At 61.4% G+C, this 13,930-nt stretch carries 10 protein-coding genes; 4 read left to right on the top strand and 6 right to left on the bottom strand.

Going from position 1 to position 13,930, the window contains the following annotated elements:
* Positions 1-891: 891 nt before the first annotated feature.
* On the bottom strand, positions 892-2,502 hold the full coding sequence (locus tag Q0X25_RS01645; protein ID WP_298578641.1) for an InlB B-repeat-containing protein: 1,611 nt from the start codon (positions 2,500-2,502) through the stop codon (positions 892-894).
* Positions 2,503-2,941: 439 nt separating this feature from the next.
* On the opposite strand from Q0X25_RS01645, the gene Q0X25_RS01640 reads away from it, so the two are divergent.
* The gene (locus tag Q0X25_RS01640) at positions 2,942-3,697 is read left to right on the top strand and encodes a hypothetical protein (protein WP_298578640.1); all 756 of its coding nucleotides are present in this window, start codon (positions 2,942-2,944) and stop codon (positions 3,695-3,697) included.
* Entirely contained in the window at positions 3,685-3,885 is a 201-nt protein-coding gene (locus Q0X25_RS01635) for a hypothetical protein (RefSeq protein WP_298578639.1), read from the top strand. Before Q0X25_RS01640 ends, Q0X25_RS01635 begins: the two co-directional genes overlap by 13 nt.
* Positions 3,886-3,936: 51 nt before the next feature.
* Here Q0X25_RS01635 and Q0X25_RS01630 read toward each other — a convergent pair whose 3' ends face one another.
* A complete protein-coding gene (locus Q0X25_RS01630) occupies positions 3,937-4,092 on the bottom strand; it encodes a hypothetical protein (RefSeq protein ID WP_298578638.1) in 156 nt (51 codons plus the stop codon).
* A 437-nt stretch (positions 4,093-4,529) separates the two neighbouring features.
* Between Q0X25_RS01630 and Q0X25_RS01625 the strand changes: the two genes are divergently transcribed.
* Together Q0X25_RS01625 and Q0X25_RS01620 are read left to right on the top strand one after the other, a co-directional pair.
* On the top strand, positions 4,530-5,891 hold the full coding sequence (locus Q0X25_RS01625) for a site-specific integrase (protein WP_298578637.1): 1,362 nt from the start codon (positions 4,530-4,532) through the stop codon (positions 5,889-5,891).
* A 181-nt stretch (positions 5,892-6,072) separates the two neighbouring features.
* The gene (locus Q0X25_RS01620; RefSeq protein WP_298578635.1) at positions 6,073-7,467 is read left to right on the top strand and encodes a helix-turn-helix domain-containing protein; all 1,395 of its coding nucleotides are present in this window, start codon (positions 6,073-6,075) and stop codon (positions 7,465-7,467) included.
* 410 nt (positions 7,468-7,877) lie between these two features.
* Here Q0X25_RS01620 and Q0X25_RS01615 read toward each other — a convergent pair whose 3' ends face one another.
* The 4 genes from Q0X25_RS01615 to Q0X25_RS01600 are packed head-to-tail and all read right to left on the bottom strand — an operon-like array spanning position 7,878 to position 13,901.
* Positions 7,878-8,042 carry a hypothetical protein gene (locus Q0X25_RS01615; protein WP_155887096.1) on the bottom strand — a complete coding sequence of 55 codons (165 nt, stop codon included), beginning with the start codon at positions 8,040-8,042 and terminating at the stop codon, positions 7,878-7,880.
* Complete coding sequence (locus Q0X25_RS01610; RefSeq protein ID WP_298578632.1) at positions 8,039-9,901, bottom strand: ABC transporter ATP-binding protein; 1,863 nt, start codon at positions 9,899-9,901, stop codon at positions 8,039-8,041. The genes Q0X25_RS01615 and Q0X25_RS01610 overlap by 4 nt, the downstream gene beginning before the upstream one ends.
* The gene (locus Q0X25_RS01605) at positions 9,895-13,158 is read right to left on the bottom strand and encodes an energy-coupling factor transporter ATPase (protein WP_298578631.1); all 3,264 of its coding nucleotides are present in this window, start codon (positions 13,156-13,158) and stop codon (positions 9,895-9,897) included. The genes Q0X25_RS01610 and Q0X25_RS01605 overlap by 7 nt, the downstream gene beginning before the upstream one ends.
* On the bottom strand, positions 13,155-13,901 hold the full coding sequence (locus Q0X25_RS01600) for an energy-coupling factor transporter transmembrane protein EcfT (protein ID WP_035098550.1): 747 nt from the start codon (positions 13,899-13,901) through the stop codon (positions 13,155-13,157). The genes Q0X25_RS01605 and Q0X25_RS01600 overlap by 4 nt, the downstream gene beginning before the upstream one ends.
* Positions 13,902-13,930: the final 29 nt, after the last annotated feature.

The raw sequence follows: 13,930 nt of genomic DNA, 5'->3' as shown, positions 1-13,930 counted from the left end.
CTCAAACAAAAGATGGTTCAAGCTTCGAGGTGGGTGAGCATAAAAGCGCAGGTCAAATTTTCCTCTAGTCCGACAAACGAACCATCTATTGAAAAACAGCTCGAATCTTGAACCATCTGTGCTCATGCGGACCGAAGGATGAACCATCTACTGAAACTTCGGGGCTATTCGGAGCTATAAAAATACCTGGCCTGTTTTCGCAGGTCGGGAATGTATTTTTGGTCGCGGGGCCGGATTTGAACCAACAGCCTCCGGGTTGTGAGCTCGTGTTTCTCTTATCGGGATGCTTCGCTACGCTCGTCTGTCAAATCGAAATTCCAGTTAAACCCCCGATTTTGCTGTTTCATTCTCTCAGCTGGTTCGGGACGTGTTCTCTATCCCCCGATTCCTAAAATCGAGCTTTTCGATCTCCCCCTTCGCCGTGTTTGTGTGACACTCTCCGAAATGACCATTCCAGAGACCACTTCCACAAACACTCCGAACGTTCGCCGCGATGGGAGCTGCTTCCAGCATTATCCCAGCTTTCACCCAGAAATGTGAGGCGATTCAACATCTTCCACTTAGCCGACGCCGAACCATTCGGGAAACCACGGATCCCGATGGGCTGCGATTGACTCTGATGGCCGGATAGCGCCAAGGCGGCGCGCTCGCCAGGCAGACGGCGTAGCCCTAAGGGGGGCGCCGACTTGTAAATCAATGCCCCTTCCTTTCGCCCCGTGCGTGCGGGCGATAGACCTTTTGCGCTGGATGCAACTTTAGAAGTTTCCCCTTCGCCCCGTGCGTGCGGGCGATAGACCTGCTGCAGACCATGCCCTGCAAGAAAAAAACAGCGGCGGCCTTGAATTGGCCGCCGCCGCTTAGAGGGCGTTACAGAAACGAATCGCTGCTAACCTACAGCTGCTTCCTGCGGCGCAGCATGAGCGCACCCGCAGTCGCAAGGCTGGCGCCAGTGAACAGTTCCAACGCAATTGCCAAATAGGAAGCGTTATCTCCGGTAGCAGGCAACTTGGAGACCCGTTTCTTCTGAACGCGTGAAGAGGACTTATGCGCAGGCTTGGGAGAATGGGAAGTGCCTGGAGTCCCATTCGAACCTGGCTTATTTTCTTTCCATACTGCAGTAAACGTATGATCAGCGTTTGCCGTGTACTTGTCTCCCGGCTGGAATTCAGAGCCTTTCCAGTACAAGAAGGTATGACCCTCAAATGTTGGCGCCTCAATTATCTCAATCTCAGTACCCTTGGTAACGACTACTTCTTTCTTGTTAGAGTCATTTCCCCATGCACCGCCATTGGGATCATAGGTAATGACGACCTCAGCCTCTTTCCACTGGGCGTACAGCGTGGTGTCGGCGTCGAAGACCACTTCCTGGCCCGCGGCGTACGACGTTCCCTTCCCATCGGCTTGCGTGTTCCAGCCAACAAACTCCGCCTTGCCCTTTTTGAGGTCGCCCTGGTTCGCAAGAGTGATCGAGGCGCCCTTCATGAACGATGCCTTCTCGGGGGTTGCGCCTTCCCCGCCGTTGGCATCGTAGGAAAGCTTGTAGGGCACCTTTGCCGTGAGGGAGGCGCTGCCCAGCACCATGCGGTTGCCCTCTGCAGGAAGCTCCGGATATCCGGGGTACTCATCAGCACTATGGCTCGTTAAGTATGACCTAATGGGGTCAGTATACGATCCGGGAAGCTCGAAGCCGATCTCGTAGGTGACTGTGTAGGTACCAGGCTTTGCGGTGATTTGGCTCGGGTCGACCGGATTCCCGTTCTCATCGACGGCAGTTATCTTGGTCCCGTAGGTGACAAAGGCACTCGATAGCTTGCCATAAGCCTTCGTGTTGTTCTTCCAGTGCTCAATCGGCATGACGTCGAATCCGGGCGCCTTCTCACCCCAGAGGTTTGTGCCGCGTCCCAACAGGTATGTGTCCCAGTCAACTACCTGGTCGCGCTTGAGCTCGAGCTCCTTGGGCTCAGCCAGTTTTCCCTGTATAGTGCCCGACTCGTCAAGATCGGCCTCAGTGGTGAGAATTGGGCGAACGACTATTCGACGCTTAATATATGTGCCACTTGCAGAATCTTTAGCATTGCCAAACAGCGCTTTGATCCCTTTATACTCAATCATTATGTCAAACTCAGTGTCCCCACTCGGAGAGGCATCCATGCTGAACTGGTAGATGCCGTTCTTATCGGTGGTTGTTTGAGCGACAGGGGTGGCAGTGCCAGACTCTCTGGCCTCTTTTGACGTGGGATGGGGATACAGACTAACCGTAGCCCCAGGCAAGGGGGTATCAGTGCCGTCAGGCCAAGTTGCACTTACATCACCGTAAATCGGTGCCTTGCCATTCGCCCCCGGCAGGAACCCTCCGGGACAATATGCGTGGATGCTCGTTGGAACGGGGCCCTCTTGAGCCGGCTCGGCCACCGCCGTGCCTGCGCCCCCCACCAAGAGGCACAATGCGGTCACAAGAGCCAAAAGACCGCACCAAGCGCCAGAGCGCTTAATCTTTTCCATCAGACCTCCTACTTTTACGACCTACATTTACGACCTACAGCACAGCTACTGCAAAACTAGTGTATATAAAGTACTATTCCTTATTGAATGTGAGCCTGATAAAGCACCGATAATGTTTACAGAACTGATATGACCATTCAAATTACATAAAAAATCGAGTTGCGATACATTTGGTTGAGCTGCAGGTTGAACTGAACGCTTAAAGAATTCCCCCACGTGATTATCTCCAGAATAAAGAAAAGGGGCCTGGAAGCCCTGATTTCAGCGACTTCCAGACCCCTTTCCGAGAGCCAGAAACAGGCCTCAGGGTAAACTTTTCGATTCGAAAAATTCCCCCCCCCCCCACAATGAAAGGAAGTGAGCGGGATGCTGTGAGTTGCTGATATAAACACATAGAAGCGAGTACAATTTGTATGCACTTCTACTATAATTCATCAGTATGAAGTTCAAGGATTACATAGAGTCGCATCAAGTGTTCACCGCAGACGACCTTCGCACGGTCGCCACCTGGGGAACAGCGCGGACGCAGCTGCAGCGCGCCCTCAAGACAGACGAGGTCGAGCGTGCGCGCCGTGGCGTCTACGTGTCCAAGACCGGCAAGTTTACCGGCGAGACACCCGACCCGTTCCTCGTGGCCAAGACCGCCGACCCCAAGGCCGTGATCTCGTATCACTCCGCCCTCGTCGCCCACGGCGCCGCGCACAACGTCGGCTTCGAGTGCTCGTTCAGGTCCACAAAGGTACGCTCGCCGTTCGAGTACGGAGGCATCTGCTACATCCCATACGAGTTAAACGGTGACCCACAAGTGCAGACTATGCGCTCAAAGTCCTACGGCGCGGTTAGCGTGACCACGCGCGAGCAGACCCTCAATGATTGCCTGACATACCCCGGGAGGGCCGGTGGCGTGGAGGAGGTCGTGCGGTCCTGCTCGGCATTTCCCTACCTCGACTTGGAAGCGCTGCTCGAGACCCTCAAGGATGCGTCTTCCTCGACGCTCTCCCGGGTGGGATGGCTCCTCGATGCAAAGCACGACAGCTGGGGTGTCGGTGAGGACATCCTGGACGAGCTGGAAGGTCGGCTCAGCAAAGGGCCGTACAGGCTTGACCCGAAAGCAAAAGAAACGAAGGGCTGGAGCAGCCGCTGGAGGCTCTGCCTTCCCGAGCCGGAAGAGGAGGCCCTCTCATGGACATCATGAGCACCGACGAGTTCGAGCCGAGGACCGTGGACAAGGTCGAGCGCCTGCTCGACCTCCTAGGCGAGATGGAACGTCACCCCGCCCTCAAGGGCAAGCTGGCACTCCACGGCGGCACGGCCATCAACCTCTTCATGCTCGATGTTTCCTCCGCCCGTGACACTGTGCTGGACGCTCTGCAACAGGCATAGGAGACGAGCACCACGAAGCCGGAGAGAAAGCCGGCTATGTAGGCGACGATGCTAGTCCTCCTCTCCCTCATACTCCTCGCGACGGCTCGTGCCGATGCTGCGTGCGATGTCGATGACGAAAGCGGCACAACCCACCGCAACCAGAGAGCGATTTTTGCGGCGTTTTTGGCTACCTGCAAATTTTTTTGGCGATAAAATTTCGGTCAAAAAAATCCCGGCCTGCTTTTGCAGGTCGGGAATGTGTTTGTGGTCGCGGGGGCCGGATTTGAACCAACGACCTCCGGGTTATGAGCGCGCGTTTCTCGTATCGGGGTGCCTCGCCACGTCCGCCTGTCAAACAGAAATTCCAGCTCAACCACGATTCTGCTGTTTCGTTCCCTCGGCTGGCTCGGGACGTGCTCTCTATCTCTCCCCCCAGATTCCCCCCGGTTCCCAAAATCGGGGGCTTTCAATTCCCCCTCGCAGTGTTTGTGCGATGCCCTCGGAAACAGCCGTCCCGGGGGCCGCTTCCACAAACACTCCGGGCGGTCGTCGCGGTGAACGCTGCTTCCAACATTATCCCAGCTTTCACCCGGTAATGGTAGGCGGTCCGGCATCTTCCACATCAGCCGGGGCCGAACCATGGATGCAAAGGAGAATAGGCTATGAAGATCATTGGCTCAGGTGAGATCGAGGAAGTCGTCAAGGGCAAGGTGTACCGCATCAGGCACCACCTCGGCCGCGATCCCAAGACCGGACGCTACATCAGGTCCCCCAAGAAGACGGTCTACGGCACAAAGGCCGACGCGCGGCGCGCGCTCGAGGAGTACCGCATCGAGCTCGAATGCGGCGTCAAGAACCCGGAAGAGCTCACCGTCGGCAGCTACACGCGCGCATGGTACGAGCGCCGCGTCAACACGGGAAGGTACTCGCCGCTCACGCTGAAGGACGACGAGCTCCAGGTCCGCAAGATCGAGGGGCTCTTCGGTGACACGCTGCTGGAGAACCTCACCCTCAAGAAGATCTCGGACGCATACGACAAGCTCCTCTCCTCGAAGAGGGCCACGAGGAGCACCCTCCACAAGCTCAACGCCACGCTCTCGCTCGTCATGGACGACGCGGTCGCCAACGAGCTGGTTGACGCGAACCCGTGCGGGTACGTGAAGGCCCTCAGGCCGAAGGCGAAGGAGCGCAAGGCGCTCTCCGACGAGCAGGCGCTCGAGCTCGCGGTGGCGCTTCGCACCGAGGAGCAGACCGGCTGCACCGTGGCGGTCTGGATCGCCCTCGCGACCAGCATGCGCCGAGGCGAGATCCTCGGGCTCGTGTGGCGCAACGTCGACTTCGAGCGCAAGCGCATCTACGTGGGCCAGCAGTACGCGGCCGACCACAAGATCAGGGACCCCAAGAGCGAGAAGTCGCACCGCTGGCTCGGCCTCGACGACGGGACCGTGATGTTCCTCGCCGAGTGGAAGGAGAAGCAGGCCCGCGCGATGGAGATCGCCGCCCTCGACCAGCGTGGGGAGACGCCGGTGTGCACCAACACGCTCTTCAAGTTCATGGACCCCAACACGTTCAACCGCTGGCGCCGCCAGTACTTCGCCGCCCACGGATTGGGCGAGTTCGGGCCCGCGATGCGCTACACGGACTCGACGGGGCGGAAGCGCTGGCGCAAAGGGGCCTACGTCGGCTACAACCTGCACGAGCTCCGGCACACGCAGGCGACGCTGCTCATCGGGTCGGGCGCGGACATCAAGACGGTGCAGCAGCGCCTGGGCCACTCGTCGGCGAGCCTCACCATGGACATCTACGCGCACTTCATCGCGCAGAACGACCTCGCGGCGGCCAACACGATCGGGGGAATCCTGGGCGAAGCCTCTGGAAAGCCGGCCGCGGCAGCGGAGAGGCCCGTCCTGAGCGACGCCGACAAGGCAGCAATAGCGCAGCGCATGGCGGACGGGGCATCCCTCGAAGCCGCCGTCTCGGCCGTGAGGCCCGATGTGAGCGTGCTCGATCTGCTCGGCATCTAGCAAGCGGCGCCGCTTGCTGGGGAGACGACCTGGCATATGGATGCACCTATCGAACGGAACAAGACACCCTCCCAACGCTCGTTCCGCGCCAAATCGCACCATTTATGCGCCAAATCGCGCCATTTATGCGCCAAATCGCGCCATATGATGTATACTGGCGCAGAAAGGAGGCCGATTGTAAATGGACCACCAGACTCTGGCGGAAACGCTCGCGATCGGCGAGACCGCGAGCGTCGAATTCAAGAGATGCGGGCAGCAGCCCGAAAGGGACACATTCGAGTCCGTCTGCTCGTTCGCGAATACCTTCGGCGGCTCTATCTTCCTCGGGGTCGAGGACGATGGGACCATCTCGGGGATCAAGGCGGACGCCGCCCTTGCCATCAAGCGCAACATCGTCAACGTGGTAAACAACCCTAAGCTGTTCGATTCCCCGGTCTCCTTCGAGTTCGAAGAGGTCGACTTCGAGGGGAAGGCGGTGCTCAGGCTCTGGGTCCCGCCCAGCCCCAACATGCACCGGTTCAAGGGCGAAATCTACGAACGGGTGGAGGATTCCGACATAGTGGTGCGCAGCGCGTCGCGCTTGGCGGAGATTTGCATACGCAAGCAGGGGCTCTACACCGAGCAAAGGGTGTACAAGCACGTCGGGCCGGGCGACCTGAAGCTGGAGATGCTCGACGGAATCCGCGAAAGGGCCGTCCGCAAGCGAGCCGACCACGAATGGGCAAGGCTCGGAGACGAGGAGCTGATGAGGTCGGCGGGGCTTCTGGGCAAGGACTTCTCGACGGGAGACGAGGGCTTCAACCTTGCCGCCGTGCTCCTGATTGGCAGGGACGAGGTCATCCGCTCCGTCTGCCCACCGTACAAGACCGACGCGATATGGCGGGTGGACCCCGAGAGCCGCTACGACGATCGCATCGTCGTCCGCTGCAACCTCGTCGACGCCTACGACCTGCTGGCGGGTTTCTGCCGGAAGCACATGCCGGACAGGTTCGCGCTCGACGGGGACGAGTCGGTCAGCTTGCGCGACGTTATCGTGCGCGAGGTGATCGCCAACTGCCTGATACATCGCGAGTTCACGAGCCCCTACCCGGCGCGCATCGTCATCGACGGCAAAGCCCTTCGCACGGAGAACGCGAGCAGGGCCATGTTCCAGGGACCCATCACCCCGGAGGGCTTCAGCCCCCTGCCGAAGAACCCCATAATCTCGTCCTTCTTCTCCAGCATCGGACTCGCCGAGGAGCTGGGCAGCGGCACGAGGAACCTGTTCAGGTACTCACCGCGCTATTCCGGGGAGGACCCCGAACTCATCGAGGGGACTGTGTTCACCGCATCGGTCCCCATCTACCGGCCTTCCGGAGCGCTGGGCGACGCGACGCCGGGTGCCAGAAATTCCACGGACGTCGTTGCCGGAATAGCGAGATTGGTTGCATCCCGCGGCAGCCTGTCCGTGTCCGAGGCCGTCGAGGCCGGCTATTCCAGGAGGACCGCGCAGCGCGCGCTCGCCGCGCTCGTCGAGGAGGGAGCCGTAACTCCAGTGGGCAACGGCCGGGCACGGAGGTACGTGCCGGCCGGATAATGCGTTGCAGCAGGGACCGGAGACGCCGCATGGCCCCCGCTGAGGAGACCAAGGAGGAGGCAAGGCGCTTGCGATCGGAATCGACGATTACCCTAACGCCCCCCTCGGACTGCTGCCCGCATGTCGCATAGCGCCAGCAAGCCACGGACTGACCACGCGGACGCTCCAGAGCTCTTTACCGAAAGCGGGCAGCTCCAGCTCGCTTTCACGCCCGAGTTTACGGCCGGCCAACTGCCGCAACGCTCGCCTCCCGGTTGCTGCGCAGCTTTTTCGCGGTCGCGTCGTTATTGACAAAGTCGGAATATTGAACATGCTTTACGCAACAAGAGGCTTGGCGTGCCCCTACACGCGAAATGCGACGGGCTGGAGAGCACTTTCATCCAGCGAACGGGCTATCCGGCTCACCGTGCTCAATCGGTGCGCACCACGGCGTACAGCACCAACCCCACGAGAAGGGCAATCACGCCGATGGCAACGCATGCCGCGCCAACCAGGTGCGTTCCGAACAGAATCGCGAACACGCCGACGACCATCAAGGCCAGCCCCAGCATCTTGATTGCCGTTTTGCTTATCATCGCTCGCTCCATTCGCCCGCCTCGGCCGCCGCAGCCACCGTGCGCGCATAAAGGCCGCCGGCCGCCAGCAACTCATCATGCGTTCCCGCTTCGGCCACGCGACCCGCATCCAACACGATTACCTTGTCGGCATTGGCGATCGTATTCAGCCGATGCGCAATGACGATCGTCGTCTTCTCGCGGCAGAGCTCCGTCATCGCCTGTTGGATGGCGCTTTCGTTGTCTGCATCCAAATTGGCCGTCGCCTCATCCAGAATGACAATCGGCGCATCCTTCAGAATGCACCGCGCAATGGAGATGCGCTGCGCCTCGCCGCCAGATAAGCTGGCGCCCCCTGCGCCTATCACGGTATCGTACCCATACGGCAGCGCGCTGATGAAGTCGTGGCAGCGCGCCTTGCGAGCCGCCGCTTCCACGCGCTCCCGCGTTGCGGTCGGATTGCCCATGGCGATGTTGTTGAACACGGTATCCTCGAACAGGTACACACGCTGGAAGACCATGCTCAGGTGCCCCATGAGCACGCTCATGGGCAGGTCGCGCACGTCGACGCCGCGCACAAGCACCGCACCATCCTGCACATCCCAGAAACGCGCGAGCAGGTTCGCCACGGTCGTCTTGCCGGAACCGCTCTGCCCCACAAGCGCCACCGTCTGCCCGCGCTCGGCCGCAAACGACACGCCCGAAAGTACAGCCTTGCCCCCATAGCCGAACGTAACGTCGCGAAACTCCACGTCGGGCGCTGCGGCAGGTGCTGCGTCGGGTGCCGCGGCGGGCGCTGCATCGGGTGCCGCGTCGGGTGCCGCGGCGGGCGCTGCGGCAGGTGCTGCGGCGGGCGCTGCGGCAGGTGCTGCACCAGACACCGCACCGGAAGGCAGCAGCGCAGAAGCGCCATCGTCGGGCAGCTCGGGCTCGTCCATGACCTCCCGTAAGCGGTCCATGCACGTCTTCATAATCGTGACCTGCGTATCCTGCAGATACAGGTGCTTCAGGGGCGCGAACAGGTTAAACACGAACAGCATCACGCCGATGAACGACCCAAGCGCAAGGGTGCCCTCGCTCAGCAGCCACACGGAAAGCGCAGCCACCGCAGTCATGCCCAGCGCATACACGATGAGCAGCCGGCGCTCCCAAGGCGCATGGTTGTGCTCGAACGCGAGGTTCGATGCGGTCATATCCGAAAACGCCGCACGCAACTCGGCCGCACCCGCACCAGCACGGTTGAAGCTCTTGTTCACGGCGATGCCAGCCGCATATTCCAGCACGGCCGCCGACAAATCCTCGATGGATTGCTGGCGCCGCGCCGAATCGGCCAGCGCCTCGCGATTCATGAAGTGCCCTAGCACGCAGGCAACGGCCACGCAGGCAAGCGCCGCCGCGCCAACGAACGGGTGCAGGAAGAACAGGAATGCCACGATGATGGCCTGGGCAAACACATCGGATGCCACATCGGCCAGGATGCGCATGCTCTGCTCCTCGATGAACGTCATATCGTTCGAGAGGATCGAACTGATCTTCCCCATGGTGCCCGCGCTGAAATACCCCATGGGCAAACGCCGCAGATGCGCGGCGAACTCCATGCGCTTCTCGGCAAAGATCTCGTAGCCCGCCGCCGACTGCAAGCGGTCCACCGCGTTCTGAAACACCGATTGCAGCACGATCAGCGCCAGCAGCAACACCGCCGCAACGATGCATCCCATCGCATCCAGCATGCCTTCCACCAGCATATTCACCAGCACGACAGCAACGACGATGGGCGCGTTTGCGCACAGCGACTTAAGGAATGCGAAGATCCAGGCGATGCGGATGCGCTTGGCATACGGACCGCAGAACCGCATGATCTGCCGGACAAGCCCTAACATGCTGCAACACCCCCTTCAGCCTTCAGCGTCCACGAGCCAGCCTGGGCCGAAGCCGACCACAGATCGCGATACGTCGCGCAGCCTTCAAGCAGCTGCCCGTGCGTGCCCTGGTCTAGAATGCGACCATCGGCCATGGCGATGATGTTATCGGCATCCACGATCGTGCTCAGGCGGTGCGCGACGACGATGACCGTCTTGTTGCGCACCAGTTCGGCCACAGCGGCGTTCATCCGCTCGGCGTTCTCGGGGTCCACGTACGCCGTCGCCTCGTCAAGCACGATGATCGGCGCATCCTTCAGCACGGCGCGCGCGAAGGCGATGCGCTGGCGCTGCCCGCCCGAAAGCATGCCTCCCGCCCGGCCCGCTTGCGTGCCGTAGCCATCGGGCAGCTTGGTCACGAACTCATCGCACTGCGCACGGCGCGCCGCCTCGCGCACCTCGTCGTCGGTGGCGGACGGCCGACCGATGCGTATGTTCTCCAGAATGCTGTCGTTGAACAGGAACTGCTCCTGCGACACGTACGAGACCTGCTCGTTCAGGCTTTCGAGGGTCATGTCGCGGATATCCTGGCCCCCGATGCTCACCGAGCCGCTTTCCACGTCGTAGTAGTGCACGATCAGCTTGGCCAGCGTCGACTTGCCCGAACCGCTCGGGCCCACGATGGCCGTCATGCGCCCTTCGCACGCCGTGAACGACACGCCGTGAAGCACCTCGTCGTTTCCGTAGCCGAAATGCACGTCCTCAAACGAGACATCACGCGGGCCGCCCACGTATGCGCTCGCGCCCTCGCGCACGGGCGGGCGGTCAAGCGCCTTCTCGAGCGACTGAATCTTGTAGTTCACCTGCGGAAGCGCGCCGATGAAGCCGATGACGTGCGTGAGCAGCGGCCCTATGCCGAACGTCATGCACAGCACGAGCACATACGACGAAAGGCTCAGCTGATCAAGCAAAATGAGCAGCGCCCCGAACGGCAACGTGTAGAGCGCCGCCGTGAAGAAGAGGGAGCCGTACACGGCCATCCACGGCCAGCACGCCCGATACCACGCCAGCGCGTAGTCCCGGTATCCGCGCACGGCGTTGCCCAGCTTCTCGCTCGCTTCGTCGCCGCGGTTGAACACGCGCACGACCTCCATGCCATCCACGTATTCGACGATCGTGTTGTTCAGCCGTTTCGATGCAGCGAAGTAGCTGCCCATGCGCTCCGTACCCGTCGTGTACATCTGCCCCGAGGCGCTTATGCCGAACGCGATCATGATGACGGTGAGCAGTGCGAGCCGCCAATCGACGACCGCCATGACCAGCAGCACGACCACGGGTACGGCGATGTTGGCCACCCCCTCGGGAATCATGTGCGCCAGCAGCAGCTCGATGGACTCGATGTCGTCGTTGAACAGCTTCTTCAGGGCTCCGGAGCCCATGTCGCGCACCGTGCCGATGGGCTGTCGGTCGAGCTTTTCCTGCAACGAGCAGCGCAGATTCTCCAGCGTGCGATACGCGGCGCGATGCGATTGCTGCAAGCCGGTCATGTACAAAACGGCATGCAGCACCAGGCACGCAAGGACGGCCGCAAGCGCAGGTGCGGCGGATTCGAGCGTTGGCGGCGTGCCGGCAAGCGCGGCATCCACCAACCCGAATACAGCCAGGTAAGGCACGACCGAGCACAGGGCTCCCAGCGTCATAAGCACGGCCGATGCCACGATGCGCCCACGTTGCCCCGCCGCATAGGACCAGATCTTGCCGAGCGGCGTCGTCTTCTCGCGCCGGCGGCTCGAATTCTCGCACGCCTCGGATGTGAAGTAGTACAGCACGCGCTCGATGCCCTGCCCATCAAGCGGGTAGATGCCGGCGACGCGCCCGTTGTCCATGCGCAGCACGTGGGTGCATGCGCGCACGACAAGCTCGGGGTCGTGCGTGACGACCACCTGCACGTCCACATCGTCGCGCACTTCCGCCAGCAGGTCGGCGAAGCGCTCCATGCCGTCGCGGTCGAGCCCGCTCGTGGGCTCATCGTAGAACAACACGTCCTTGCCCGAGCACAGCGCGCTCGCGATGGCGACGCGCTGCTTCTGCCCGCCCGAAAGAGAGGCGGGGTGACGATCGGCCGCATCGGACAAGCCCAGGCGCGCAAGAACCTTATCGGCCTGCTCGCGCCCTACGCCGGCGTTCAGCAGCACCTCATCGGCAACGCTGTCGCTGAACAGCTCGCGATTCACATCCTGCATCACCAGGAAGCTCCGACGGGCACGCGCCTTCCCGTCCAGGTACATCCCATTGAAGCCGATGCCGCCATTAGCAGGCAAAACGCCGCAGAGCACCTCGGATAGCGTCGACTTTCCCGAGCCGTTATCGCCGATGAGCGCCACAATGCTGTGGGCGGGAAGCGCCAAGCGCTCGATGTCGAGGATCTGCGCCCCGCCCTTCGCGCACGAAAGGTCGAGCGCATCCAGGGCGGGAACCTGCGCGGCGCCGATGGCATGCGCAGGCACGGCAGCCAAATCCGCCAAGCTTGTGCAGCGTAAGCCCAGCTGCTGCAGCTCGCCGTCGGGTAAGGCGCGCAGCTCGGCCGCTGTGAATTCACGCGCCACGATGCCGTCGTCCAGATACACGAACCGGTCGGCCACATCCATGAGGTAATGCAGGCGGTGCTCCGACACGACCACGGTCTTACCGGCGGCCTTCATGCGCGCAATGGCATCGTGCAGCCGGCGCATGGCTCCGCGATCGAGGTTCGATGACGGTTCGTCCATCACATACACCGCAGGGTCGGCCGCATATACCGAACCGCACGCCACCTGCTGCTTCTCGCCACCCGACAGCTCGAAAATGTTGCGATCCATCAGGGCATCCAGCTGCAAGTCGCGCACCGCCGCATCCACGCGCGCACGGATCTGCTCGCGCGGCAGGCCCAGATTCTCGCAGCCAAACGCGACCTCGCCCGTGGTATCGACGTTGAAGAACTGGCTCTTCGGGTTCTGGAACACGCTTCCCACCAGCGCCGCCACGTCGGCGAGCGGGGCGGTGGTCACGCACGTGTCGCCCACCCACACCTCACCTTCCATCTGGCCTTCGAAGAAGTGGGGCGCCAGGCCGTTCACCAGGCGCGTTATCGTGGTCTTACCGCAGCCCGACCGCCCGCAGAAAATGACGCATTCGCCCGGCGCGATGGTCAGACCCACGTGATCGACGCCCTCGCCCGTGCCATGCTCGCCGCCGTAATGGAAGCTCGCATCGACGAAACGGATCATGCCCTCGTTCATGCGACCACCGCCCCGATGCTCGTGACCAGCACGAAGAGCGCTACGGCCGCGAAGGCGACGACCACGACGTAATCCGCAACGCCCATCTTCACATCCTCGTACGATGTGCGAATGTGGTCGGCATCCAGCCCGCGCGCCTCGGCGGCGGCGGCAAGATCCTCCATCACCGCGACGCTGGACATGAGCAGCGGTACCAGCATGTATTCGATCGCCTGACCCGGATGCCTGATCACATTGCCGAACGTCAGCTCGATGCCCCGAAACGCCATTGCCTTGCGGATGCCCGTCCATTCGTCGGCCACCGTCGGGATGAAGCGGAACAGCACCGCCACGGGGATGACGGCGCGGGCTGGCACGCGCATAGCCTGGAATGCTGCCAAGAATTGGCTGATGCGCGTCGTTTGCACGAGCAGCATGATGGACAGGAAAAACGGGAAGCAGAACAGGAACAGCGAGATGAGCATCTCGCAAATCATGACAATCGACCCCGCGCCCGTGCCCTGCGCCTCGATGCACACGCGCAGGAATACCGCCATGGCAAACGCGGCGAATGCCTTCAGGGCGCGCACGGGCTTGCCCGCCAGCCCGAATACCAGGCAGAGCATCGTGTCATACACGACTAGCGCCGCGAAATTGTACGAATTGATACCGACGACGCAGCTCGCAAGGAACACGAGCATCTTCGTGCGGGGGTCGAATTTCACAACCCCCTTCGAGTCGTCACCGTAAAGCTCTAAATCCATGGAACACCACAACCAATAGAATCGCAGAT

The sequence above is a fragment of the uncultured Olegusella sp. genome (assembly GCF_947253395.1).
Taxonomy (GTDB): Bacteria; Actinomycetota; Coriobacteriia; order Coriobacteriales; family Atopobiaceae; genus Olegusella.
The sequence above is the reverse complement of the archived record's forward strand: the minus strand, read 5'-3'. Positions and strand labels throughout refer to the sequence as shown.